General features: G+C 71.9%; 24 protein-coding genes. 6 read left to right on the top strand and 18 right to left on the bottom strand.

Translation table 11 applies throughout. The features are described 5' to 3' along the window. Positions 1–29 precede the first annotated feature (29 nt). Complete coding sequence (ggt, locus tag PV721_RS07575; RefSeq protein WP_319722055.1) at positions 30–1,835, bottom strand: gamma-glutamyltransferase; 1,806 nt, start codon at positions 1,833–1,835, stop codon at positions 30–32. Positions 1,836–1,994: 159 nt separating this feature from the next. Between ggt and PV721_RS07570 the strand changes: the two genes are divergently transcribed. Beyond that, positions 1,995–2,723: a hypothetical protein gene (locus PV721_RS07570; protein WP_319722054.1), complete on the top strand. Its 729-nt coding sequence runs from the start codon at positions 1,995–1,997 to the stop codon at positions 2,721–2,723. On the opposite strand, the gene PV721_RS07565 is transcribed toward PV721_RS07570, so the two are convergent. The 6 genes from PV721_RS07565 to PV721_RS07540 form a co-directional block, all read right to left on the bottom strand. Next, positions 2,683–3,975, bottom strand: coding sequence for a cytochrome P450 (locus tag PV721_RS07565; protein WP_319722053.1), 1,293 nt, complete (start codon positions 3,973–3,975; stop codon positions 2,683–2,685). The genes PV721_RS07570 and PV721_RS07565 overlap by 41 nt on opposite strands. Before the next feature lie 77 nt (positions 3,976–4,052). Continuing rightward, on the bottom strand, positions 4,053–4,580 hold the full coding sequence (locus PV721_RS07560) for a hypothetical protein (RefSeq protein ID WP_319722052.1): 528 nt from the start codon (positions 4,578–4,580) through the stop codon (positions 4,053–4,055). After that, positions 4,577–6,022: a HAMP domain-containing sensor histidine kinase gene (locus PV721_RS07555; RefSeq protein ID WP_319722051.1), complete on the bottom strand. Its 1,446-nt coding sequence runs from the start codon at positions 6,020–6,022 to the stop codon at positions 4,577–4,579. The genes PV721_RS07560 and PV721_RS07555 overlap by 4 nt, the downstream gene beginning before the upstream one ends. A 6-nt stretch (positions 6,023–6,028) precedes the next feature. Further along, entirely contained in the window at positions 6,029–6,712 is a 684-nt protein-coding gene (locus PV721_RS07550; protein WP_319722050.1) for a response regulator transcription factor, read from the bottom strand. Between the two features lie 40 nt (positions 6,713–6,752). Beyond that, positions 6,753–8,420: a murein biosynthesis integral membrane protein MurJ gene (gene murJ / locus PV721_RS07545; RefSeq protein WP_416371051.1), complete on the bottom strand. Its 1,668-nt coding sequence runs from the start codon at positions 8,418–8,420 to the stop codon at positions 6,753–6,755. After that, on the bottom strand, positions 8,417–9,583 hold the full coding sequence (locus tag PV721_RS07540) for a lipid II:glycine glycyltransferase FemX (protein ID WP_319722048.1): 1,167 nt from the start codon (positions 9,581–9,583) through the stop codon (positions 8,417–8,419). Before PV721_RS07540 ends, murJ begins: the two co-directional genes overlap by 4 nt. Positions 9,584–9,836: 253 nt before the next feature. On the opposite strand from PV721_RS07540, the gene PV721_RS07535 reads away from it, so the two are divergent. Both PV721_RS07535 and PV721_RS07530 read left to right on the top strand, forming a co-directional pair. Then, positions 9,837–11,006: a L,D-transpeptidase gene (locus tag PV721_RS07535; RefSeq protein ID WP_319722058.1), complete on the top strand. Its 1,170-nt coding sequence runs from the start codon at positions 9,837–9,839 to the stop codon at positions 11,004–11,006. 133 nt (positions 11,007–11,139) lie between these two features. Beyond that, positions 11,140–12,735, top strand: a complete 1,596-nt coding sequence (locus PV721_RS07530) for a CocE/NonD family hydrolase (protein ID WP_319722047.1) — start codon at positions 11,140–11,142, stop codon at positions 12,733–12,735. A 21-nt stretch (positions 12,736–12,756) separates the two neighbouring features. On the opposite strand, the gene PV721_RS07525 is transcribed toward PV721_RS07530, so the two are convergent. The 9 genes from PV721_RS07525 to PV721_RS07485 form a co-directional block, all read right to left on the bottom strand. Beyond that, a complete protein-coding gene (locus tag PV721_RS07525) occupies positions 12,757–13,500 on the bottom strand; it encodes an amino acid ABC transporter ATP-binding protein (protein WP_319722046.1) in 744 nt (247 codons plus the stop codon). Positions 13,501–13,588: 88 nt separating this feature from the next. Continuing rightward, on the bottom strand, positions 13,589–14,029 hold the full coding sequence (locus PV721_RS07520; RefSeq protein ID WP_319722045.1) for a DUF6278 family protein: 441 nt from the start codon (positions 14,027–14,029) through the stop codon (positions 13,589–13,591). Between the two features lie 95 nt (positions 14,030–14,124). Further along, positions 14,125–14,910, bottom strand: a complete 786-nt coding sequence (locus tag PV721_RS07515) for an exodeoxyribonuclease III (protein ID WP_319722044.1) — start codon at positions 14,908–14,910, stop codon at positions 14,125–14,127. A 30-nt stretch (positions 14,911–14,940) separates the two neighbouring features. Further along, positions 14,941–15,573 (bottom strand): MBL fold metallo-hydrolase, encoded by a 633-nt coding sequence (locus tag PV721_RS07510; RefSeq protein ID WP_319722043.1) that lies wholly within the window; start codon positions 15,571–15,573, stop codon positions 14,941–14,943. Positions 15,574–15,603: 30 nt separating this feature from the next. Next, positions 15,604–16,194: a hypothetical protein gene (locus PV721_RS07505; protein WP_319722042.1), complete on the bottom strand. Its 591-nt coding sequence runs from the start codon at positions 16,192–16,194 to the stop codon at positions 15,604–15,606. Beyond that, positions 16,191–17,363 carry an ROK family glucokinase gene (locus PV721_RS07500; protein ID WP_319722041.1) on the bottom strand — a complete coding sequence of 391 codons (1,173 nt, stop codon included), beginning with the start codon at positions 17,361–17,363 and terminating at the stop codon, positions 16,191–16,193. The genes PV721_RS07505 and PV721_RS07500 overlap by 4 nt, the downstream gene beginning before the upstream one ends. Then, entirely contained in the window at positions 17,360–18,220 is an 861-nt protein-coding gene (locus PV721_RS07495; RefSeq protein WP_319722040.1) for an ATP-binding cassette domain-containing protein, read from the bottom strand. Before PV721_RS07495 ends, PV721_RS07500 begins: the two co-directional genes overlap by 4 nt. Next, positions 18,217–19,251: an ABC transporter permease gene (locus tag PV721_RS07490; RefSeq protein WP_319722039.1), complete on the bottom strand. Its 1,035-nt coding sequence runs from the start codon at positions 19,249–19,251 to the stop codon at positions 18,217–18,219. Before PV721_RS07490 ends, PV721_RS07495 begins: the two co-directional genes overlap by 4 nt. Then, a complete protein-coding gene (locus tag PV721_RS07485) occupies positions 19,248–20,228 on the bottom strand; it encodes a sugar ABC transporter substrate-binding protein (RefSeq protein ID WP_319722057.1) in 981 nt (326 codons plus the stop codon). The genes PV721_RS07490 and PV721_RS07485 overlap by 4 nt, the downstream gene beginning before the upstream one ends. Positions 20,229–20,453: 225 nt before the next feature. Here PV721_RS07485 and PV721_RS07480 point away from each other — a divergent pair, with 225 nt between their 5' ends. Next, positions 20,454–21,467: a Gfo/Idh/MocA family oxidoreductase gene (locus PV721_RS07480; RefSeq protein WP_319722038.1), complete on the top strand. Its 1,014-nt coding sequence runs from the start codon at positions 20,454–20,456 to the stop codon at positions 21,465–21,467. A gap of 34 nt (positions 21,468–21,501) precedes the next feature. Here PV721_RS07480 and PV721_RS07475 read toward each other — a convergent pair whose 3' ends face one another. Further along, positions 21,502–22,491 carry a DMT family transporter gene (locus tag PV721_RS07475; RefSeq protein WP_319722037.1) on the bottom strand — a complete coding sequence of 330 codons (990 nt, stop codon included), beginning with the start codon at positions 22,489–22,491 and terminating at the stop codon, positions 21,502–21,504. 133 nt (positions 22,492–22,624) lie between these two features. On the opposite strand from PV721_RS07475, the gene PV721_RS07470 reads away from it, so the two are divergent. Continuing rightward, positions 22,625–22,996, top strand: coding sequence for a hypothetical protein (locus tag PV721_RS07470; RefSeq protein ID WP_319722036.1), 372 nt, complete (start codon positions 22,625–22,627; stop codon positions 22,994–22,996). Between the two features lie 19 nt (positions 22,997–23,015). Here PV721_RS07470 and PV721_RS07465 read toward each other — a convergent pair whose 3' ends face one another. Next, positions 23,016–23,630, bottom strand: coding sequence for a dihydrofolate reductase family protein (locus tag PV721_RS07465; RefSeq protein WP_319722035.1), 615 nt, complete (start codon positions 23,628–23,630; stop codon positions 23,016–23,018). A 183-nt stretch (positions 23,631–23,813) separates the two neighbouring features. Between PV721_RS07465 and PV721_RS07460 the strand changes: the two genes are divergently transcribed. Next, on the top strand, positions 23,814–24,545 hold the full coding sequence (locus PV721_RS07460) for an SDR family oxidoreductase (RefSeq protein WP_319722034.1): 732 nt from the start codon (positions 23,814–23,816) through the stop codon (positions 24,543–24,545). Positions 24,546–25,048 lie beyond the last annotated feature (503 nt).

Below are 25,048 nucleotides of genomic sequence, written 5' to 3'. Positions count from 1 at the left end.
GCCCGCCCCAGGCCGCCCGCCGCGAGGCCCTACGGCCTGCCGTGCGGGTGGACGACCATGGCCGAGCCGCCGCCGCGGCGGGTGGTCTCGGCCGCCGCCAGCCAGCGGCCGTCGGGCAGCCGCTGGACGCCGGTGGCGGCGCCGATCTCCGGGTTCTGGCGGAAGCCCTGGCCGAGTGCCTCCAAAGAGGCGCGGAGCGGGCTGTTCCACAGGCCCGGCTCCAGCTCGGTGGTGGCCTGGTTGCGCTGGCTGGCGCGCGGCGCGGCGATCGCGTCGACCAGCGGCAGGCCCCGGTCCAGGTGTCCGGTGAGGGTCTGCAGGACGGTGGTGATGATGGTGGCGCCGCCAGGGGAGCCCACGGCGAGCACGGGCCGGCCGTCCTCCAGCACGATCGTCGGGGACATGGAGGACCGCGGCCGCTTGCCCGGGCCGGGCAGGTTCGGGTCCGGGACTCCGGGTGCGGCCGGGGCGAAGGAGAAGTCGGTCAGCTCGTTGTTGAGCAGGAACCCGCGGCCCGGCACGGTGATCGCGCTGCCGCCGGTGGACTCGATGGTCAGGGTGTAGGAGACCACGTTGCCCCAGCGGTCGGCGACCGTCAGGTGGGTGGTGTTCTCCCCCTCGTACGTGGTGGGGGCGGCCTGGCCGGTGGGGGCGCACGGCACCGGGCTGCGCGGGTCACCGGGGGCGAGCGGGCTGGTCAGCGTACGGTCCGGCTCGATCAGGCAGGCCCGCGAGTCGGCGAACCGCTGCGAGAGCAGCTCGCGCGTCGGCACGCTGACGGCGGCCGGGTCGCCGACCCAGCGGCCCCGGTCGGCGAAGGAGATCCGCGAGGCCTCGATGAAGTGGTGCAGGTACTGCGCCTCGGAGAGCTTCGAGAGGTCGGTGCGCTCCAGGATGTTGAGGGCCTCGCCGACGGTGGTGCCGCCGGAGGAGGAGGGCGCCATGCCGTAGACGTCCAGACCGCGGTAGCCCACCCGGGTCGGGTCCTGCCGCTTGGTCGCGTACGCGCGCAGGTCACGGGTGGTCAGGTCGCCGGAGCGGACGGTCCGTGTCGCGGCCGGGTCCACCGGGGGCCGGCGGACGGTCCGGACGATCTCCTCGGCGATCGGGCCGCGGTAGAGCGCGCCCGTGCCCTTGCGGGCCAGCTCGGCGTAGGTGGCCGCCAGGTCCGGGTTCTTGAAGGTGGAGCCGACCACCGGCAGGGCGCCGCCGGGCAGGAAGAGCTTCGAGGTGTCGGGGAAGTCCCTGAACCGGGCCTCGTTGAGCTCGGTCTGGGCGCGGAAGGTGCTGTCCACCGTGAAGCCGTCGCGGGCCAGCTTCTCGGCGGGCTTGAGGAGCTGGGGCAGCCGGCGGGTGCCCCAGGCGTCGAGGGCGCTCGTCCAGGTGGCGGGGGTGCCGGGGACTCCGACGCCGAGACCGCTGGTCTGGCCCTCGGCGAAGGGGATGGGGACGCCGTTCTCCTGGAAGAGGGTGGCGGTGGCCGAGGCCGGCGCGGTCTCCCGGCCGTCGATGGTGTGCACGCGCCGCGACTTCGCGTCGTAGTAGACGAAGTAGCCGCCTCCGCCGATGCCCGCCGAGTAGGGCTCGGTGACGCCGAGTGCGGCGGCGGTGGCGACGGCGGCGTCCACGGCGTTGCCGCCGGCGCGCAGGACGCCGATGCCCACCGCCGAGGCGTCGGCGTCGACACTGGCGACGGCCCCGCCGTAGCCCGCGGCGACCGGGACCTTCGCCGGCGGGGCCGGGGTCCCGGCGGCGGACGGCGGTGCGGCGCCGGTCGAGACGAGTGCGGCGACTACGGCCAGCAGCGGTAACGTGCGGGCGACGGGGCGGTGCATCCGGACCTCCAGTGGCAGCGTGGCGCCGAGCCTAGCGCCGCGCCCCCCGCCCCGTCAGGACGCCTCGTGGTGAGTGCTGTCGGACGCGCCGGGAGCGGCGCAGGTGATCTCCCGCACCGGGTGTCCCGGTGCCGCGGTCACGGCGCTAGCATCCCGCGCATGAACGACGACGTGCGCAACATCCTGCTCGGGGTGATAGCCACCGCCCTCAGCGGCGGGCTCGGCTGGTTCGCCCGCACCTACCTCTGGCGGCGCGCGCTCCGCCGCAAGCAGGCCTTCTTCGGCCTGCCGACCGGCTCCGACTGTCTGTTCGTGGTCAACCGGCAGATGGGCGGCACCGATGCGTCCCTGCACCGCAACGACGCCTTCGCCCTGCTGGAGATCTCCTCCCTGATCAAGGACTGCGGGGCGACCGTCCAGATCGTCACCCACGACACGGCACGGCAGGGCTTCGGCGAGCGCGCCGAGTTCTGCGTCGGCGGGCCGACCTCCAATGTCCGGACGACCGCGCACCTGGCGTCCATGCTGCCGGGGGTGCAGACCGACGTCGGCCTCCCGTCGGGCGATCCGGACCGCGGTGCCATCCGGATCGGCGGGGAGGCGTACCGCTGGGTGAAGGGCGAGGTCGAGCACGTCCTGCTGGCGCGGCTGACGACCGGGCAGGGCTCCCGGCCGGTGTTCCTGCTGTCGGGCCAGACCGCCATTAGCAACCAGGCCGCGGCCCGGTACCTGGCCCGGCACCACGAGCGGCTGGCGCGCAAGTACGGCGACCGGTCGTTCTGCCTCGTGCTGAAGGTGATCAACTCCGATGCCTACGGTCCCGACGTCACGGAGCTGCTGGCGGACGTCACCGGCCCGGCCCGGACACCCGCACCGGCAGCCGCGTGATCCCGTTGATGAAGTTCGACACCAACCGCCTCGGCGGGCCGGCGAGTTCCGGGACGGGCATGGCCGCGCACCACTCCTCGTAGAGGGTGCGCAGCTGGAGCCGGGCGAAGTGGGCGCCGAGGCAGACGTGCGGGCCGTCCCCGAAGGAGACGTGCGGATTGGGCGTCCGGCCGAGGTCGAGGCGGTGGGGGTCGGTGAAGACCCGCTCGTCGTGGTTGGCGGAGGCGTGGAAGACCACCACCTTGTCCCCCGCCCGGATCGGCTGCCCGGCCAGTTCGGTGTCGGCGGCGGCGGTGCGGCGGAAGCTGAGCACCGGCGGGTGGACGCGCAGGAGTTCGTCGACGGCCCGGTCCACGGGGACCCGGCCGTCCGCGAGCTGCCGGTAGGCGTTCGGGGCGTGGGCGAGTGCGAGCAGACCGCCGGGGGCGGCGCTGCGCACGGTGTCGTTGCCGGCGACGGTCAGCAGGAAGAAGAACATCTCCAGTTCGGCCGGGTCGAGCCCGGCTCCGGCCAGGGCGGTCATCACGTCGTCGCCGGGGTGTGCGCGCTTGTGGGCGGCCAGTTCGCGGGCGTACGCGAACATCTCGCCGAGCAGCGCCGGGGAGCGCGGATTGAGGGGCTTGCCGTCCGGGCCGAGCACGGGGGCCGGGGCGTCCTCGGGGTCCTGGTAGCCGATGATCCGTACGGTCCACTCCAGCAGCAGGGCGCGGTCGGCGGCCGGGACGCCCAGCAGGTCGGTGAGGTTCAGCAGCGCGTATTCGTCGGTGACGGTGCGCACGAGGTCGGCGGCGCCGTCCTCGGCGCCCTCCCGTGCGGCGGCCAGCAGGGCGCGGGCGCGCTCCCGTACCCGGCAGGCGAAGGCGTCGACGCGGGCCGGGGTGAAGGCGCGGGAGACGAGCCGGCGCAGGCGGCCGTGCGGGGCCGGGGTTTCCCCCGGCCCGCAGGGCATGGGGGAAGGGTCCTGGTTGAGCATGGTGCGCCGCAGGAACGGCAGGTCGGCCGGGTCCGGGTCGCGGATCTGGGTGGCGCCGATCCAGGAGGAGTACGTGCGGTGGTCGCGCAGGACACGGACGACGTCGGCGTGCCGGGTGACCGCCCAGAAGCCGGGTCCGGCGGGCCAGCCCTGGATCTGCGGTTCCGGCTGCCAGGCCACCGGATGGTGCTCGCGCAGCGTCCGGTAGCTGTCGTGAGGGATGCCCTCGGCGTAGAGCCGGGGGTCGAAGACGTCCGGGACGTCCGCGGCGTGATCCATGAGGCCACCGTGACGGGTGCGCGGCCCTGCCCGCAAGGGTGCGGCCGGCCGCGCCCGTCAGCGCCCGTCAGCGCCCGTCAGCGCCCCCGCTCGCACTCCGCGGACGGGAGGGTGGTGTCGGTGCCCTGCAGGGTGACCGGGCTGACGACGTCCGGCACGGCGGAGACGCCGACGGTGCACACCAGCTGGTCGCGGGCCAGGTCCGACAGGGTGCCCACGGCGAACGGCAAACGGACCGTCAGTCCCTTGTCCGGCGCGCTCACGATCAGCGCCTCCGCCCCCTCGGGCAGCCGGGGGAGCGCCGTGGTGAGCCCGGCCTCCTGGGCCGGACCGCTGGGGCCGTTCATCAGCAGCCGCAGGAGCGGCACGGGCGCGAGGGTGTAGTCGGCGCCGATCGTGAACGGGACCGGGACGAGCCGGTCGCCCTCCTCGGAGACGAAGTAGAGGACGGCAGCGGTCTTGGCGCCGGGGACCTTGACGGTGGCGGCGTGGCCGCTCTCGATGACCCCGGTGCGTTTGATGCCGCATCCGGCGAGCAGCAGGGCACAGCCCGCCAGCGCGGCCGTGACCGCCGTGGCCCGGGTTCTCTTCTTCCGCCCTGTCATACGCGGGCCTCCAGCGGCATGTCGAGGGTGAAGAGGGCTCCCCCGGACGGCCCGTTGCCCGCCCGGAGGGTGCCGCCGTGCAGGCGTACGTTCTCCAGGGTGATGGCGAGTCCGAGGCCGCTGCCCGCGGAGCGGGTCCTGGCCGCGTCGGCCTTGAAGAAGCGGTCGAAGATGTGCGGCAGCACCTCCGGGGCGATGCCGGGCCCGCTGTCGGCGACGTCGATGAGCAGCCGTTCGCCGCCCTCGCCCGGCGCGGTCCGTACGGTGACGTGGACGGGGGCGCCGCCGTGCCGCAGGGCGTTGCCGACGAGGTTGGCGAGGACCACGTCGAAGCGGCGCGGGTCGAGTCGGGCGCGTACCCGGTCCGGCAGCCGGGTGACGACGCGCTCGTCGTCCCAGCGGCGTCGTTCGAGGGTCTTGCGCACGGCTTCGGCGATGTCCACGTCGTCGAGGTTGAGCTCGGCGGCCCGGGCGTCGAAGCGGGAGATCTCCATCAGGTCCTCGACGAGGACGGCGAGTTTGCCGGTCTCGGCGCTCACCAGGCGCAGGGCCTTGGCCGTGTCGGCGTCGAGGCGCGCGGCGTCCTCGTCGAGGACCTCGGTCACGGCGAGCATCCCGGCGAGCGGGGTGCGCAGTTCGTGGGAGACGTCGGAGGCGAAGCGGCGGGCGCGGGTCTCCGCGTCCTGCAGCTCGCGCACGGACTGCTCCAGGGCGCGGGCGGTCTCGTTGAAGGTGCGGGCGAGTCCGGCGAGTTCGTCGGCGCCCCGGACCTCGATGCGGGTGTCGAGGCGGCCTCGGCCGAGCCGCTGGGCGGCGCGCCGCATGTCGCGGACCGGCCGCAGCACGCTGCGGGCGGCCAGCAGCGCGGGGATGATGGCGATGGCCAGCCCCGGGACGGCGCCCTGCTGGGCGGCCTCGACCATGGCTTCGACGGTCTGCTTCTCGGTGGAGAGCGGGACGCTGGCGTAGAAGACGACCCCGGTGGCTTCGGTGTAGCCGTTGTGTTCGAAGAGGGCGGGGACGCCGATCGTGAGCCACGGGTTGCCGCGCTGGTCCTCGGCGCGCTGGAAGGCGGCGTACTGGTTGTTGCGGACCTTGTCGCGCAGGCTGTCGGTGATCACGCCGGAGGTGGGCGTGCCGGGGTTGGTGGAGACCCGCAGCCCGCCGTATTCGCCGAAGACGATCCAGGGGTGGGGTTTGCCGCGTTTGCCGAGCTCGATGACGATGCGCTGGAGCTCCGGCTGGCCCAGCGGGAGGTGGATCTCCTGCTGTTCGACCTGGTCCCGCAGGGTGTTGACGGCGGTGTCCTGGGTCTGCTTGAGGATGGCGTTGCGCGCCTGCTGGTAGGTGAGGGCGGCCGTGCTGACCGCGCTGATCGCGGCGACCAGTAGGAAGGCCGCTATCAGCCGGGTGCGCAGCCCGAGCGGTGCTATGCGTCGCACCGCCGCCTACAGGGGGCCGAAGCGGTAGCCGAAGCCGCGCACGGTCTGGATGTAGCGGGGGCTGCCGGCGGGGTCCTCGATCTTGTGGCGCAGGCGGCGGACGCAGGCGTCCACGAGCCGGGAGTCGGCGTGGTAGCTGTGGTCCCAGACGTACTCGAGAAGCTGCTGGCGGGAGAAGACCTGCTCGGGCGAAGCGGACAGGTGCAGCAGGAGCTTGATCTCGCTGGGGGCGAGGGCGACGCGCTCGCCGTTCTTGGCGACGGTCAGCCCGGCGCGGTCGATGGCGAGTTCGCCGTGGACCGCGATCTCGGAGCGGGCGCCCACGGGGTCGCTGAGCCGACGCAGTACGGCCTTGATGCGGGCTTCTATGACCTCGGTTCGGGCGGGTTTCACGATGTAGTCGTCGGCGCCCGCCTCCAGGCCGATGACCACGTCGAAGTCGTCGCCGCGCGCAGTGAGCATGATGATCGGCACCTCGCTGTTCTCGCGTATGCGATGGCAGACCTGCACACCGTTCATGCCGGGCAGCATCAGGTCGAGGAGGACGAGTTCGGGGCGGAAGCCCGCCATCAGGGCGAGCCCCTCCTCACCGGTCTCGGCGGAGCTCACTTCGTGGCCGCGGCGGCGCAGGCCCAGACCCACGCCCTCCCGGATGGACGGGTCGTCCTCGATCAGCAGTACACGTGGCATCCGGTCAGTATGCCAAGTCGTTCTGTTGCGGTTCCTCCTGCTATCGACCGACCTTGCGCCGCAGGGAGTCCAGCAGGTCGGTGATCTCCGTCAGGCGCAGCGGGCGGGCAAGGAGGACGACGACGAGAGCGAGGGCCGCGGTTCCCGCCCCGACCGCCGCGAAGTCGCCGAAGCGCTCGGCGGCCCGGCCGGCCGCGTACGCCGCGGCGGCCGCCGGGACGCAGGCGGCCAGGAGCCGCAGGTGGGTCCGTACGGCCGTGGCGCGGCGTTCCTTGCGGGTCCCCGCGCGCGGGCCGAGCCGGCGGGACAGGGTGTACGCGGTCACGGCGGCGCCCGCGAGGAAGGCGAGGGAGGAGGCCGCGGCCATGCCGGTGACCGCCCACCGGGGGGACAGCAGGAAGTAGGCGGCGGCGGACAGCCCGGCGTTCAGCGCGGCGATGACCAGGTTCAGGAAGAAGGGGGTCCGGGTGTCGGAGAGGGCGTAGAAGCCGCGGGACAGCACGTACTGGGCGGAGTAGGCGATCAGGCCGGGGGCGAAGGCGATGAGCATGCCCGCCATGACCTCGATGTCCGCGGCGTCGGTGACGCCGTACTCGAAGACGCTGCCCATCACCCAGGGTGCGAGGGCGGCGAAGAGGGCGGCGGCGGGGACGACGAGCGCGGCGCTGGAGCGCAGTGCGTAGGAGATGTCCCCGCGCAGGGTGGCGAGTTCGCCGTCGGAGGCGGCCGCGCTCATCCGGGGCATCAGGGCGGTCACGAGGGAGACGGTGATGATGCCCTGCGGGACGATCCACAGCTGGTAGGCGTTGCTGTAGGCGGTGTAGCCGGCGCCCGGGAGGCCGGCCAGGTCCGCCTGGGTTCCGGCGGTGGTCGAGAGCCGGGTGACGACCCAGTACGCGATCTGGTTGGTGAGGACGAGCATGACCAGCCAGCCCGCGTTGCGCAGGGGGCGGCCGAGGCCGCTGCCGCGCCAGTCGAAGCGCGGCCGCCAGCGGAAGCGGGCGGCGCGCAGCGAGGGGACGAGGGCGAGGGCCTGCACGACGATGCCGGCGGTGGTGCCGAGTCCCAGGAGCCGGGTCTCGGCGGCGGTCAGGCCGTCCGTGGCGTCGTGCGAGACGTAGAGGAAGAGCCCGAAGACGCCGATGATCACGACGTTGTTGAGGACCGGGGTCCACATCATCGCGCCGAACCGGCCGCGCGCGTTCAGCACCTGCCCGAGCAGGGTGAAGAGCCCGTAGAAGAGGATCTGTGGCAGGCAGTAGCGGGCCAGCGCGACGGTGGTGCTCTCCTGGGTCCCGCTGTAGCCGGTGTACGTCGAGACGATCAGCGGGGCGGCGAGGACGGCCGCGGCGGTGAGCGCGACGAGCGCCGCCGTGCAGGCGGTGAGGAGCCGGTCGGTGTAGGCGGCGCCGCCGTCGGCGTGTTCCTTGGCGGCGCGGACCAGCTCGGGCACGAAGACGGCGTTGAGCGCGCCGCCGATGAGCAGCATGTAGATGATGTTCGGGACCGTGTTGGCCACTGCGTAGCCGTCGCCGAGCATGCCGATGCCCAGGGCGGCGACGACGACGGCGGAGCGGACGAAGCCGGTGGCGCGGGAGACGACCGAGCCTGCCGCCATGAGCGCGCCGCTGCGCAGCACCGAGGTCTTGCCCGGCGCCGCGCCGCCGCCGGCCGGGGCGGCGTTGTGCCTGGTGTCGGTGGCCGTCACCGGCGGGCCAGGTAGGCCTGGAACGCCTTGTAGAGCGCCGTGTTGGCCACTCCGTCCATCGGGGTCTCCCATTCGCCGAGCGTTTCGACGACCTGCCCGCCGGTGCCGAGCTTCCAGCGCAGCAGCCCGAAAGAACGTTCGTCGGGGTCAAGGGTGGAGGGTACCCCGCGCATGTCGTACTCCTCCGCGCCGAGGGCGTGTGCGTCGCACATCATGCGCCACTGCAGGGCGTTGCTGGGCCGCACCTCGCGCCGGTGGTCGGCGGAGGCGCCGGTCTGGTACCAGACCCGCTTCCCGGCGACGATCATCGTGTGGGCGGCGAGGATCTCGCCCCGGTGGATGCCCAGGTAGAGGCGCATGCGGCCGGGCTGCTCCGCGTTCAGGACGCGGTACTGCTGCTCGTAGTACGCGAGGGAGCGGCCGAGCCGGAAGCCGTCGCGCTCCTCGGTGATGCGCAACAGCCGGTAGAACTCGGGCAGGTCGGCGGAGGTGCCGGGGACCGTCTCCACACCGGCCTTCGCGGCCTTGCGGACGTTGCGCCGCCACTCCTGGTTCAGGCCCGACCACAGGTCGTCCAGGGAGCGGCCGGCCAGCGGCACGCGGAAGACGTGGCGGGGCTGGGCGTCGCCGTCGTCCTCACCGCCGCAGCGCTTCCAGCCGCGGGTGCGCAGCCGGTCGGCGAGGGCCGCGCCCACCGGGTCGACCTCGGTGGCGATCACGTCGGACATCTGCCGGCCGGTCCCGGTCCCGGACTTTGCGGTGGCCGCGTCCCAGCGGCGGTAGGCAGGGGTCGGGCCGATGCGGACGGCGAAGGCGCCGGAGGCGCGCATGTGACGCATGAGGGGAGTGAGCCAGCGGTCGATGCGCGGGTCGGCCCAGTCCGCGACGGGACCCTCGGGAAGGTAGGCGAAATATTTACGGGTGCCGGGGAATTGGCGGTAGAGCACGAGTCCGGCACCCTCTATTTCGCCGCCGGGACAGTGCCATCCGACCTTTTCCGACCGCCAAAGGTCCTTTACCGCGGCCCAGGACGGGTACTGGAGGAAACTCGCCCGACCGTGCCGGGAAAGGAACGCCTGGTATTCGAGGTCGGACAGGGTGCGCACCGTCAGCTCCCGGTCCTGGTCGTGCTGCCGGGCGGGGGTCACGAGCAGTGCACACATGGCTGATCGGCCTTCCTGTACGTCAGTGGCGGGGGCCGGGGCCCGGGATGCACAGGACTCTCACAGCCGCCCATGACCGGACGGCGCGGTGATTGTGACCGGACGGTGACCGTTTCGCTGCGGTCCATGTCACAACCGACGGGACGACATTTTCGGCGGATTGCGCAACCTAGAGTCGTCCTGTTCGCATCTAGGTTTGCGAACGGTTAATTCTTGGGAGGGGTTTACGTTGAGCCGCACACGCCGCACCGCCATGGCCGGTACCGCACTTCTGGCCGCCGCGCTCACCGCCTGCTCGGGCGGAAGCGATGGCGGGAGCGGTGCGACCGGCAACGCCGAGCTGAAGCCGAAGGCCGACATGGCCGTCTCGGTGAACCTCACGGGCGATCAGGTCAAGGCGGGGCAGCCCGTCACGGTGACCGTCGCCGAAGGCAAGCTGGCCCAGGTGAAGGTGACCGACGCCAAGGGCGCGGAGCTGCCGGGCAAGATAGCCGACGACGGCAGGACCTGGACCTCTGAGCGCAACGCCGCCCCCGGCGCGGAGTACAAGGTCGAGGCCCAGAACACCGAGAGCCAGAGCGCCTCCACGCAGTTCAAGACCAGCCCCGCCGACAAGGTGAACAAGGTCTCGATCAACATACCCAAGGGCAGCACGGTGGGCGTGGCGATGCCGGTGTCGATCGCCTTCGACAACCCGGTGGCGAACAAGGCGGAGGTGGAGAAGCAGCTCAAGGTCACCACCTCGAACAACACCGAGGGCTCCTGGGGCTGGATCAAGGACTACTCCGGCAACGACCGCGTGGACTGGCGGCCCAAGGAGTACTGGAAGTCCGGCACGGACGTGAAGGTCGAGATGAACCTGAACGGCGTGGACTCCGGCAAGGGCGGCGGCCTTTTCGCCAAGGACTACAACACCGAGTTCAAGATCGGCAAGGACCGCCGGATCGAGGTCAGCCTCGACACCAAGAAGATGTCGGTGACCGAGGACGGCCAGGCGCAGAAGACGATCCCGATCTCGGCCGGCACTCCGGGCGGCAAGAAGGCGTCCTGGTCCGGGAAGATGGTGATCATGACGAAGGAGGGCACCATCCGGATGGACTCCCAGACGGTGGGCCTGGACGACGCCTACGACAAGATGGTCGACTACTCGATGCGGCTCACCTGGTCCGGCATGTATGCGCACGCCGCGCCGTGGAACTCCGGCAACTTCGGCCGCGCCAACAGCAGTTCCGGCTGCGTGGGAATGAGCGACGCCGACGCCAAGGGCTTCTTCGCGGAGTCCCAGATCGGCGACCCCTTCGAGGTCGTGGGCTCGGGCTCCAAGGGCAATGCCGACATCGGCAACGGCTACGGCGAGTGGAACCTGACCTGGGACGCCTGGAAGGCCAAGAGCGCCGCGAACGGAACCCCGCAGAACGGCTGAGCGCCGACCGCCCGCCCACTGACTCTCGTTCAATTGTTACCACCACGTAACTTACTGATGGGTTACCTTCAGTAACCCCCTCCCGTTACCGTCGGGTCACTTTGACAACCCCGGCGTACGCGAGGAGCGCTTGATGGAACGCACCACCACCGCCGCAGCCGTGGCAGCCCTGCTGGCGGCAGCCGCCCTGGGCCTGGCCCCCCACCAGGCCCAGGCGGCGCCCGCCCCCGCCGCGGCAGCCGTCGCCGACGCCCCGGCGGCCTCGCCGGAACTGCGTTTCCACGACATTCCCGGCTCCGGCGGCATCACCCTCAAGGGCAACGTCTTCACCCCGGCCGGAGCCGTGAGCGGCCGGAAGTACCCGCTGATCGTGCTGCCCACCAGCTGGGGCCTGCCGCAGATCGAATACATCGCCCAGGCCAGGAAGCTCGCCGACTCCGGCTACGTCGTGGTCAGTTACACCTCCCGCGGCTTCTGGCTCTCCGGCGGGCAGATCGAGGTGGCCGGCCCGCCGGACATCGCCGACGTCAGCGCCGTGATCGACTGGGCCCTGGCCAACTCCCCCGCCGACGCGGACCGCATCGGCCTCGGCGGGGTCTCGTACGCCGCCGGCATCACCCTGCTGGCCTCCGCCCACGACCCGCGCGTCAAGGCCGTGGTCGCGATGAGCGGCTGGGCCGACCTCACCGAGTCCATCTACTCCGGCCGCACCCAGCACCGCCAGGCCGCCGCGATGCTCGGCGCCGCCGGATACCTCACCGGCCGCCCCGGCCCCGAACTCCAGACGCTCCTCGGTAACTTCCTCGGCTCCCGGCTGGACCAGGAGCAGCAGATGATCGAGTGGGGCAGGAAGCGATCGGCTTCCGAGCAGGTGGACCGGATCAACGCCAACGGCGCCGCGATCATGCTCGGCAACGCCTGGGGCGACACGATCTTCCCGCCCAACCAGTACGCGAAGTTCTACGAGCGGCTGACCGGCCCCAAGCGCCTGGAGTTCCGGCCCGGGGACCACGCCACCGCCGAGGGCACCGGCCTGCTCGGCCTGCCCAACGACACCTGGACCAGCGCCCACCGCTGGTTCGACCGCTACCTCAAGGGCGAGCGCAACGGCATCGACACCGAGGCCCCGGTGCAGATCAAGTCCCGCAGCAACGACGGGTACGAGGGCTACGCCGACTGGAAGTCGGTCGGCTCGGGCGGCACCGAGAAGCTCGCACTCTCCGACAGCGAGCACCTCTTCGCCAATGTCGACTCCGGCGCCAACGGCGGCATCATCCTGCTCTCCAGCATCCTCGACCAGTTCGTCAAGGCGCCCCCGACCGCGTCCGTACCGCTGCTCCCCCGCGCCTTCGCCGCCGTCTGGCAGTCGGAGCGCTACGACGCCGCGCGCCGGGTCCGCGGCACCGTCGGCCTGCACACCACCGTCACTCCCACCAGAGCCGACGGCACCTTCGTCGCGTACCTCTACGACGTCGGCCCGCTCGGGATCGGCAAGCTCGTCAGCAACGCCCCGTACACCTTCCACGGCCGTACGCCGGGCGTGGCGTTCGGGGTGGACCTGGAGCTCTTCTCCACCGCCTACGACGTGCCCGCGGGCCACCGGCTCGCGCTCGTCATCGACACCGTCGACCCGCTCTACATCGAGCACAACCCCACGGGGGCGCAGCTGACCTTCTCCTCGCCGCGCTCCGACCCGTCGTACGTCTCGGTGCCGCTGCGCGAGCAGTGATCCACGGCGGCCGCCGGCCCCTCAGTGCTTGAGGATCTTGGAGAGGAAGTCCTTGGCCCGGTCGCTCTCCGGAGCGGTGAAGAACTGCTCCGGAGTGCGGTCCTCGACGATCCGCCCGTCGGCCATGAACACCACCCGGTTCGCGGCGGAGCGGGCGAAGCCCATCTCGTGGGTGACCACGACCATGGTCATCCCCTCGCGGGCGAGCTGCTGCATGACCTCCAGCACCTCGTTGATCATCTCCGGGTCGAGCGCGGAGGTGGGCTCGTCGAAGAGCAGGGCCTTGGGGTCCATGGCGAGGGCCCGGGCGATGGCCACGCGCTGCTGCTGGCCGCCGGAGAGCTGGGCGGGGAACTTCTGCGCCTGGTCGGCGAGGCCGACGCGGTCCAGGAGCTGCCGGGAGCGCTCGTCCGCCTCGCCCTTCTTGCGCCCGCGGACCTTGACCTGCGCGAGCGAGACGTTGGCGAGGACGGTCTTGTGCGCGAAGAGGTTGAAGGCCTGGAAGACCATCCCCACCTCGGCGCGCAGCCGGGCCAGCTCCTTGCCCTCGGCGGGCAGCGGCTCCCCGTCCAGCAGGATCGTGCCCGACTCGACGGTCTCCAGCCGGTTGATCGCCCGGCACAGGGTGGACTTCCCCGAACCGGAGGGGCCGATGACCACCACCACCTCGCCGCGGCTGACGGTGAGGTTGATGTCCCGCAGGACGTGCAGCTGTCCGAAGTGCTTGTTGACGTCCCGCAGCTCGATCAACGGATCGACGGTCATGCGCTGCCCTGCCCACTCGGTGTCGGTGTGTCGAGGTCAGCGCAAACTATCGCCCCGGCAGGGTACTTCGCTCCGACACGCCGGAGCATCAGCCCTCGGAGGCCTCCGCGTACGCCTGGCTGAGTTCGGGCGATCCGGTCATCGCCCAGGAGACCCCCGACTCGATCACGTTCAGCTCGCGGCCCGAGGCCAGCCGGATCACCGGCTGGCCGTTGGGCCACACCCGCCAGGCGGCCCCCGGGACGGTCCGGACGATCACGGTCCCGAGGTAGAAGCCCGCGTCGTTGCCGAGCCAGGGCACCGCCTCGGGGTCTCGCCGCCAGCGGGGCATCAGCTGGTCCAGGGCCTCCAAGGAGCCCTGGCTCCCGTCGAGTTCGAGGCCGTCAGCCCGTGCCTGGACGCGCAGCATCTCGCACTCCGAGAACAGCTCGGCGACGCCCTCGGGATCCTCCGCGAGGGCGGCGGCGAGTCCCGCACCCTGTTCCGTTTCACGCCGGTTCAGCCAGTTGTCCAGGAAAGGGATGTTCATACCGCCCAGCGTCGCACCAGGATCCGCCGCTGGCCACAGGGCGCGCTTGGACCGGCCGGCCCGGATGACGGCCGGCGAGGACCGTCCGGCACGGCCTACCGGTCGAGGTCCAGGTCCACGACGACCGGCGCGTGGTCGGACGCGCCCTTGCCCTTGCGCTCCTCGCGGTCGACGTAGGCGTCGGTGACCGCCTTGGTGAAGGGCTCGTTCCCGTACACCAGGTCGATGCGCATGCCGCGGTTCTTGGGGAAGGCGAGCTGGCGGTAGTCCCAGTACGTGTAGGGGCGGTCGTACTTGAGGGGGCGCGGCAGCACGTCGGAGAGCCCGGCGGCCCGCAGCGCCTCCAGGGCTGCCCGCTCGGCGGGGGTGACGTGGGTGAGACCCGCGAAGACGGCCGGGTCGTAGACGTCCTCGTCGGTCGGGGCCACGTTGAAGTCGCCGAGCACCGCGAAGGGGCGCGGGCCGGCCGCGTCCTGTGCGACGGCCGTGGCCAGGGAGCGGAACCAGTCCAGCTTGTAGCCGTAGTGGTCGTGCTCGACCTCGCGGCCGTTGGGCACGTACACCGACCAGACCCGGACCCCACCGCAGGTCGCGGAGATCGCGCGGGGCTCCTGGACGCCTTCGTAGTCGGGCCCGCCGGGCAGCCCGAGGACCACGTCGTCCAGGCCCACCTTGGAGAGCAGGGCCACGCCGTTCCACCGGCCGGTGGCGTTGACGGCCGATTCGTAGCCCAGCTCGCGCAGCTCGGCGTGCGGGAACTGCTCCGCCGAGCACTTGGTCTCCTGGATGCACAGGACATCGGTGCCGGAGCTCTCCAGCCAGGCCAGCAGGCGCGGCAGCCTGGCGGTGATGGAGTTGACGTTGAAGGTGGCGATACGCATGCGTTCCAACCTACCTCCAGGCACCGACACTCACAGGTCGGTGCTGTCCCCCGCGGTGAGTCGGCCGTGGTCGGTGCCCCCGAGTGCGTCCAGGGCGGAGTCGTAGATCGGCCGGGCGATGTCGGAGAGGTAGGCGTCGTGGATGTCGAGGGCCCGGCGCGGCTTGACCTCGCGGAGGTAGTCGATCACTTCCGCGACCTTGTTCCAGGGGGCGTGCACCGGGACCATCAGGGTCTCCACCGGCACCCCGGGCACGGTCAGGGCGTCCCCGGGGTGGAAGAGGGAACCCTCCACGAGGTAGCCGACGTTCGTGACCCGCGGGATGTCCGGGTGGATCTCCGCGTGCAGCTCCCCGTGCACCTGGACCTCGAACCCGGCGGCCGTGAAGGCGTCGCCGTGGCCGACGGTGTGCACCCGGCCCGGATAGGCGGGGGCGAGCTTCTCGGCGACGCTGCGCAGGGTCCACAGCCCGGCCGCCGGGTTCGCGTCGAGGGCGGCCCGCAGCCGGCCCTCCTCGAAGTGGTCGGGGTGTTCGTGCGTGACCAGCAGGGCGTCCGCCCCCAGGCCCGCGTCCGGTTCGCTGAAGGCGCCCGGGTCGATGACGAGCGTGCGCCCGTCCTTCTCCAACTGGACGCAGGAGTGCAGCCGCTTGGTGAGCTTCATGATCCCAGGCTAGCGGTGGAGGGGCCCCGGTCAGGGGGTGGTCGTGGAGACCACGTAGACCTTCGGCTTCGCGGGGTCGGTGAGGTCCACCGTGATGTCGCGGCTGGGGCGCGGGTCAGGCTGTTCCACGGTGGTGCCGTACCAGGTGGCCTCCGGGCTCCAGCTCCAGCCGGCGACCTCCGAGTCGTGCGCGGAGATCGAGACCTCGCCCTGCTTCAGCCCGGCCCGGCTGGTGCCGACCGCGGCGAGGAAGGCGTCCAGGTCCTCCGGGGTCACCGCGAACTGGGTGAACAGCCGGCTGGTGCGCCAGTTGTTGGTCTCCAGGAACCCGACCCGCCAGGCCTTCGGCGGGATCGGGACCTCGTAGATGCTCCGCTGCACCTTGGAGGGCCAGCCGGGGCGCACCTCGGACGCTCCGACCTTGGCGGCCTTGTCGCGGCCGCTCTCGCGGCTCTGCTGGGTGGAGATGGCGAGGTAGCCCGCGGGTACCCCGATCAGCAGCAGGATGATGATCGCGGTGATCCAGCGGCGCTTGACGACGTGCCTGCGGTCCTCGGCGGTTGGCGGCGTGGCGTCCGCGTCGGGGGCGGAGGCCTGATGGGGCAGGGAGGGCGGCGTCACTGTTTTTCCTGGTCCTCGGGTCCGGCGGGGTCGCGCCGGCCCAGCTGCTGCGCGTAGCGCTCGTACCGTTCGTAGCGCTCGACCCGCCGGCGGGTGGCGCGGCGGAAGCGCCGGGCGACGAGCCGGGCGAGGTCGGCGGCGCCGACCATGCCGGCCTCGGGGCCGAGCTGGGCCTTGGCGATGCGGGCCTCCGGCCGGTAGCCGCGGCCGGTGAGGTGGCGGCGGAAGGCGTCCCGGGCGGGGCCGATCAGCAGGTCGTCGGCGGCGCTGACGCCGCCGCCGATGACGAAGCAGGAGGGGTCGAGGGCGGCGGCGAGGTTCGCGATGCCGACGCCGAGCCACTGGCCGATGTCCTGGAGGAGCTCGACGCACATGGCGTCGCCCTCCCGGGCCAGCTCGGTGATGAGCGGCCCCGTGATCTCGTGGACGTTGCCGCCGACCTTGGCGATGATGTTGTACGCCACCGGGGAGTCGGCGGCGGCCAGCTCGCGGGCCTCGCGGACCAGGGCGTTTCCGGAGCTGTACTGCTCCCAGCAGCCGCGGTTGCCGCAGGGGCAGCGGTGGCCGCCGGGGACGACCTGCATGTGGCCGAATTCGCCGGCGACCCCGTACCGGCCGCGCTTGACCTGGCCGCCTTCGAGGATGGCCCCGCCGATGCCGGTGCCGAGCGTGATCATGACGAGGTGGTCCTCGCCGCGTCCGGCGCCGAAGCGCCACTCGGCCCAGGCGGCGGTGTTGGCGTCGTTGTCGACCATGACGGGAACGGCGAGCCGGGACTGGAGCGCGTCGCGCAGCGGCTCGTCGCGCCAGGCCAGGTGGGGTGCGAACAGGACCCGGGAGCGGTCGGCGTCCACCCAGCCGGCGGCCCCGATGCCGACCGCGTGCACGTCGTGCCGGTCGGAGAGGTCCAGCACCAGCTCGACGATGGTGTCCTCGACGACCTTGGGGCTCTTGGACTTGTCCGGGGTCTCGGTCCGGATCTTCTCCAGGATGATGCCGTCGGCGTCGACGACCCCTGCCATCACCTTGGTGCCGCCGATGTCGATGCCGACGGTCGGGACGCGCGGGGCGGTCAGGTGCGACCGGCGCTCACGGGTGCCGATGGTCCGCAGGACGGTGCCTCGCGCCGACCCCCGGTGGGAGAGCGTGAAGTCCCGGTACGTGCTCATCGAGTCGTGTCGTCCCTCTTCGGTGGGGTGGTGCGGGAAGCCGGGTCGGCTGCGCCGGGTGGGGCGTCCGCCCCTGATTCTGCCACTCGCTCCAGTTCGTGGCTCAGCTCGTCCAGCTCGGAGCCGCCCGCCATCTGCCGGGTGAGCTCGTCGAGCGTGATCGAGTCGCGGGTGTGGCTGCCCGCCATGGTGCCGCGCTTGAGGAGCACGAAACGGTCCCCCACCAGGTACGCGTGGTGCGGGTTGTGGGTGATCAGGACCACGCCGAGGCCCGCGTCGCGGGCGGCGGCGACGTACTTGAGGACCACGCCGGACTGCTTCACGCCGAGCGCCGCGGTGGGCTCGTCGAGCACGAGGACCTTGGCGCCGAAGTACACGGCGCGGGCGATGGCCACGCACTGGCGCTCACCGCCGGACAGGGTGCCGATGGGCTGGTCCACGTCGCGCAGGTCGATGCCCATGCGCAGCAGCTCGGCGCGGGTGGTCTCGCGCATGAGGTCCACGTCGAGGCGGCGGAGGGGGCCGCGGCCCCTGGTGGGCTCGGAGCCGAGGAAGAAGTTGCGCCACACGGGCATGAGCGGTACGACGGCGAGGTCCTGGTAGACGGTGGCGATGCCGCGGTCCAGGGCCGCGCGCGGGTTGGCCAGCACGGTCTCCTCTCCTTCGATCTCGAAGGTGCCCGCGTCGTGCTGATGCAGCCCTGCAATGATCTTGATGAGGGTGGACTTGCCGGCGCCGTTGTCGCCGAGGACGCAGGTGATCTCGCCCGCCGAGACCTCCAGGGAGACCCCCTGGAGGGCGCGGATGTTGCCGTAGTACTTGCTGACGTCGGTCAGCTTCACGAGTGCCGTGGTCATGACCGTGCCTCCGCCCGCTTGCGGACCCATGCGTTGAGCAGCGTGGCCAGCAGGAGCATCGCGCCGAGGAAGAACTTGAACCAGTCCGGGTTCCACTGGGCGTAGACGATGCCGTTGCTGGTCATGCCGAAGATGAAGGCGCCGACCGCCGAGCCGATGGCGGAGCCGTAGCCGCCGGTCATCAGACAGCCGCCGATGACGGCCGCGATGATGTAGAGGAACTCGTTGCCGACGCCTTCGCCCGACTGGACCACGTCGAACGAGAAGAGGATGTGCTGCCCGGAGATCCAGGCGCACAGGGCGACGCCCATGTAGAGGCCGATGCGGGTCTTCACGACGGGCACGCCGGTCGCCCGGGCCGCGTCGGCCCCGCCGCCCACGGCGAAGATCCAGTTCCCGGCGCGGGTGCGCAGCAGGATCCAGGTGGCCACGGCGACGATGGCGAGCCACCACAGGATGGTGACCTTGAGGGTGACCGAGCCGATGTTCCACTGCGAGGCGAACAGGGCCCGCGCGGAGGAGAAGCCTTCCATGTCGGCGATGGTCTTGGTGGAGACCGAACCGCTGATCAGCTTGGTGAAGCCGAGGTTCAGGCCGGTCAGCATCAGGAAGGTGCCGAGCGTGATGATGAAGCTGGGCAGCCTGGTGCGGGTCAGCATGAAGCCGTTGAAGAAGCCGATGGCCAGGGTGACCAGCAGGGACACCGCGACGCCGACCCAGACGTCGGCCGTCATCTGGTAGCTGAACATCGAGCTCACCAGCGCGGAAGTCGTGACCATGACACCAGCGGAGAGGTCGAACTCGCCGCCGATCATCAGCAGGGCCACCGGGGCGGCCATGATCCCGATGGTGGAGGCCGAGTACAGGATCGTGCTGAGGCTGGAGGCCTGCAGGAAGCTGGGCGCGGCGATGGAGAAGAAGACGAAGACGGCGGCGGCACCGACCACCGAGCCCAGCTCCGGGCGGGAGAGCAGTTTGCGCACGACGGAGGTCGGCGCGAGCCGTTCGTCGACGGCGGTGTGCGTGCTCATCGGCTGCCCCGCTTGATGAACTCCTCCAGCTTGGACGCCTCGGCGGCGGTGACGATCTGCGGTCCGGTGAGCACCGGGCGGCCGCCGCCGAGCACGTTCGCGTTGTAGCGGTACAGCCAGAGCAGGTCGATTGCCTCGTAGCCCTGGAGGTAGGGCTGCTGGTCGACGGCGAAGCCGAGGGCCCCGGACTTGAGGTCGCGGGCCACGGACGCGTTGAGGTCGAAGGTGTCGACCTCGGCCTTGCTGGCCGCCGCGTCCTTCGCCTTGATCGCGGTCGGGGCGAAGGGGGCGCCGAGGGTGACGATCGCGTCGACGGACGGGTCGGCCTGGAGCTTCGCCTGGATGGCCGCCTGGACGGAGGGCATGTTGGTGCCCTCGACGTACAGGTTCTCCATCGTGCCGCTGAAGGTCTTCTTGGCTCCGGCGCAGCGCTGCTCGTGGCCCACGTTGCCCTGCTCGTGCAGGACGCAGACGGCGTTCTTGCGGCCACGCTTGCCCAGCTCGGTGCCGACCGCCTCGCCGGCGATCTCCTCGTCCTGGCCGATGTGGGTCAGCGCGCCGTACTCGGCGGACTGGGCGGAGCCGGAATTGACCGTGATCACGGGGATGCCGGCCTTCACGGCCTTGGCGATGACGTCCTTGAGGGCCTCCGGCTTGGCGAGGCTGACGACGATCCCGTCGACCTTCTGGTCGATGGCGTTCTGCACGAACTGCGCCTGCTGCTGGGCCTGGTCGTCGTGGGAATAGACGAAGTTGATGTTGTCCTTGGCCGCGGCCTCCTTGGCACCCTTCTGGACGATGTCCCAGAAGGTGTCGCCGTCGCCCGCGTGCGTGACCATCGCGAAGGTCCAGCGCGGGGTGGAGACGGCGGGCCGGCCCGCCTCGGCGGCCTTCGCCCGCTCCTCGGCGCGCTTGCCACCCGTACTGCTGCAGCCCGCGAGCGAGGCCCCCAGTACCGCCGCGAGCACCGCGCCCACGACGCGCACCCCTGTCCGAACCCTAGCCACGTCGCCGCGCCCTTCCCTCGTCATCAATTCGGTCCGTCGTCGAGCCGGTCACCAATCCGGTCATTCCGGCTCCATTCCGGTCCAGCCGCTCAGTATCCGCCACAGTCGACCATGGAGGGTCATCGGGGCCCGCGCGGGCAGGTTGACATGCGCGGGCGGATTGACAGGTTCCGCCGACAGGGTCAGGTTGAGTGCATGCGCATCGGGCTCATCGGAACGGGCCGGATCGGGTCCTTCCACGCCGCGGCACTGGCCCGCCACCCGGAAGCCGGCTCGCTCCTGCTCGCGGACGCCGATCCCGCGCGGGCGGCGCGCCTCGCCGACCGGCTCGGGGCCACCGCCGCGCCCTCCGTGGAGCAGGTCTTCACCTGGGGCGTGGACGCCGTGGTGGTCGCGTCCGCGACCGAGGCGCACGCGGACCTCGTCGTACGGGCGGTGCGCGGCGGGCTGCCGGTGTTCTGCGAGAAACCGCTGGCCCCGGACCTGAACCGGACCCTGGCGGCGCTGCGCGAGGTCGCGGCCGCGGGCGGGCTGCTCCAGGTGGGCTTCATGCGCCGCTTCGACGCGGGCTACGGCACGGCCCGCGAGCTGGTCCGCTCGGGCGCCCTCGGGCGGCTGCACACCGTCCGGACGATGACGGCCGATCCGGCGCCGCCGGCGGCCGCGTACCTGGCGACCTCCGGCGGGCTCTACCGGGACTGCCTGGTGCACGACTTCGACATGGTCCGCTGGGTCACCGGGCACGAGGTGGTCGAGGTGTACGCGGCCGGTTCGGACGCGGGACCTGCCCTGTTCCGGGAGGCGGGCGACATCGACACGGCGGCGGCCGTGCTGACGCTGGACGACGGAACCCTGGTCACGGCCACCGGCACGCGGTGCAACGGCGCCGGGTACGACGTGCGGATGGAGCTGGCCGGGGAGCTGGACCAGGTCTCGGCGGGGCTGGACGACCGGACTCCGATCGCCTCCACCGAACCGCACGGCCCACCCCCGGCGAGCAAGCCGTGGACCGGCTTCCTGGAACGTTTCGCCCCGGCGTACGAGGCCGAGCTGGCAGCTTTCGTCCACCTGGTGCGGGGCGAGCGGCCCAACCCGTGCGACGGCCGGGAGGCACTGGCGGCGTTCAGGATCGCGGAGGCCTGCGAACTCTCGCGCCGGGAGCGGCGCCGGGTCCGCCTCGAGGAACTCCCGGACCTGCCGGTTCTGTAAGCGCACGGGCATTGGGCCACCCTATGGCGGGCGATCACCCGTGGCTGCGTCGTTTTCCGGACAGGTGCTCGGGCGCCCTCTGTGCGGCGGGACGACGCGCCCTCTGGACAGCCGGGGCGACGGCGCGACGGCCCCACGCGGTGCCGGCGAGCACCAGGGCGGCGCCCGCGTAGCCGAGGGGGCCGAGGTGCTCGCCGCCGACGGCGATGCCGGCGACGGCCGCCCACAGGGGCTCGGTGCCGAGCAGCAGGCTGACCCGGGAGGGCGAGGTGCGGCGCACGGCCCACATCTGCACGAAGAAGGCGAAGAGGGTGCAGAAGACGGAGAGGAAGGCCAGCCCCGCCCACTCCGCGGCCCCGAAATCGGCGGCGGCGGCCCAGGGGCTCGCCCCGGTCCCGGGCACGGCGGCGAGCAGCGCGAAGACGAGTACGGCCCCGCCGAGCTGCACGGTGGTCAGGGACAGCGCGTCGGCGTCCTGGACGGCCTCGACCCGGGCCATGAGCAGGACGTGCAGGGTCCGGGCGAGGGCGGCGCCGAGGATCAGCAGGTCACCGAGACTGGGCGCGGTGAATCCGGCCCCCTGGGTGAGCAGCACGACACCGGCCACGGAGAGGGCCGCGGCCCCGAGGAATCCGGTGGAGGGCGCCTGCCGCCTCATCGTGGCCTCGGCCAGCGGGGTGAAGATCATGGTCAGGCTGATGATCAGCCCGGCGTTGGTGGCGGAGGTGTGGACGACCCCGTAGGTCTCCAGGAGGAAGATGCCGCCGAGTACGAGTCCCAGTAGCCCGGCGGAGCGCAGCTGGGCGCCGCTGAGCGCGCGCAGCCGCGACCACCCGGCGACGACCAGGACGGGCAGGACCAGGGCGAACCGCAGCACGAGCACGGCGATGACGGTGTGCGAGGTGGTGATGCCCTTGGCGGCGAGGTAGCTGCCGCCCCAGACGACGGCGACGGCCAGGACCGGCAGGTCGGCGAGCCAGGCCCGGCGGGGGGCGGCTTCGAGGGCCGGCGAGATCACGGTCATCGGAGGTCTCCAACGTCATGGAAGAGGTGGAGACTTCGGCGGCTCGCACGGATGCAGGGGGCACGCTACCGGAGCCGATCATGCCGGGCGACCCGTTTCCGGCCCGCCCGCACGGGACCTTAGCATCGGGTGCATGGCTGATCTCTACGCCCTGGACCTGGCCTTCGACCTTCTCGACAGCACGCCGGAGGCCGTGGTCGCGGAAGTCCGGCACCAACTGGCACCGGACACCGGCCTCCTCTGCGCCCGCGGCCCCGCGCGGCGCGTCCGGGGCGTGCTCGTCGGCGAACTCGCCCCGACCGGACACGGCGGCTGGGCGCTGACGGCCCGCCAGGAGATCCACGCGGAACAGCTCCCGGACCTGGAGGACTTCCTGCTGCTCGTGGCCCCCCACATCCGCCCGCCGGGCCCGGTCGGCCGCATCCGCCACTACGAGCACGAGGCCCCGGACCTGCTGGTCCTGCGCGAGGGCCGCGTGGTCCAGCTCGCCCTGGACCCGCGCTAGAGGGCCTGGGCAGCCCGGCTCATCCGACCGTGCCGAAGGTGGCCCGGCCCGTCGGCCGGTAGGTGTGGATGGCGGTTCCGGCCGATGTCGTACGGGATTGCGTCACCTCGAATGCGGTCGGCAGCCCGCCGGTCGGGAACAGCTTGCGCCCCGCGCCCAGGAACACGGGGAAGACCAGCAGGTTCAGCTCCTCCACGAGGTCCCGCGCCAGGAGCCACTGCGCGAGCTGCCCGCTGCCGTGCACCTGCAGCTCCCCCTCCAGCGCGTCCTTGACCCGGACGATCTCGCTCTGCAGGTGCTCCCCGTCCAGCACGGTGGCCGGGCCCCAGGCCGGCTCCTCGAGCGTGGTGGAGGCCACGTACTTCGGCAGGCGGTTCAGGTTGCCCGCGATGGGGTCGGCCGGATCGTCGTGGTGCGGCCAGTACCCGGCGAAGATCTCGTACGTCCGCCGCCCGAGCAGGAACGCCCCGGTCCGCCCGAAGACCTCCTTGACGAACTCCAGCATCCCCTCGTCGGTGAACGGCGCCAGCCAGCCGCCGTACTCGAACCCGCCGCTGCGGTCCTCCTCCGGCCCCCCGGGTGCCTGCATCACGCCGTCGAGGGTCACGAAGGTGGTCAGGGTCAGCTTTCCCATGGCTCTGCGCTCCTAGCTCGGTCGTCCCTACACGAGTGCAGACTCCCGGACCCCTGAAATCTCATCGCGACGCCACGCACGCCCCCGTACGAAACGCGAGGTCGGATTCCTGCCAGCGCCCTCGACCTCCCGGGGATTTGATTGAACTTGCAACTAACTGGCGGGCGATCGAAGGAGGACGTCATGGACGGCAAAGTGGCACTGGTGACGGGTGGCAGCAGGGGGATCGGGGCCGCGACGGTCCTGCGGCTGGCCGAGGAGGGCGCGGACGTCGCGTTCACCTACATGAGCAGCGAGGAGGCCGCGGCCGGGGTGGCCGGGAAGGTCGAGGCACTCGGGCGGCGGGCGCTGGCGGTGCGGGCCGACGCCGGGGATCCGGGGTCCGGACACGACGCGGTGGAGCGGGTCGTGCGGGAGTTCGGGCGGCTCGACGTGCTGGTCAACAACGCGGGGGTGGGCGTGCTCGGACCGCTGGAGGGGCTGACCGCGGCCGACGTGGAGCGGGTCCTCGCGGTCAACGTCCGCGGGGTGTTCACCACCACCCAGGCCGCGGCCGCCGAACTGGGGCGCGGCGGGCGGATCATCACCATCGGCAGCTGCATCACCCAGCGGGTCCCCGGCCCCGGCGCGACGCTCTACGCGATGAGCAAGTCGGCCCTGACCAGCCTGACGAAGGCCCTCGCCCGGGAGCTGGGCGGGCGCGGAATCACCGCGAACATCGTTCACCCGGGGCCGGTGGACACCGAGATGAACCCGGCGGACGGGCCGCACGCGGGGCCGCAGGCGGCGATGACCGCCCTGGGACGCTTCGCGGCGGCGGCCGAGGTGGCCGGCATGGTGGCCTTCCTGGCCGGGCCCGGGGCGGAGTACGTCACCGGGGCGGAGTTCGCCGTGGACGGCGGGTTCGCCGCCTGACGAGCTCGTGCCTGGTGGGCGGCGAGACGTCGAGGGCCGACTGGGCCGGGCCTCGGCTCGCCCGTTCCCGGGAGGCGCCGGCCCCGGTCCGCGACCGACGGGTCGGCGCCTCCCCCCGCAACACCGCTTCCCGGCCGACCGGCAGGTCGCCATCGTCGCCGACACCTGCCCGGCCGTCGCGAACGGCCCGCGCGCCGGCCTCTCGGTCGGCCCCCTGCAGGCGCGGAGGCACCCTCGCCGCTACAGCCGGGCGCAACCGTTTGAACCTGCGTGGGGAATGGATTCGGTCAACTCTTGGCGCACATTCGGCCACGCCGCCGAAGGGACGCAGCGGGCAGTCGTAGTTGATGATCCGTCAAAATCCTTTGGGAAGAGCACACTTGGGGACAGCGTCCGACCGAGTCGACGCCACCTCCGTCAGGACCGATAGTCGAACACCTGTCCGCTCGTGTCATTACGCTTCGTCAGACGCCGACCGCGGTAGCCCGACACATCCGGGCACT

It is taken from the genome of Streptomyces sp. MB09-01, from assembly GCF_033794505.1.
In the GTDB taxonomy this organism is placed as follows: Bacteria; Actinomycetota; Actinomycetes; order Streptomycetales; family Streptomycetaceae; genus Streptomyces.
Note: the sequence above shows the minus strand (reverse complement) of the source record. Positions and strands in the feature narration are given on the sequence as shown.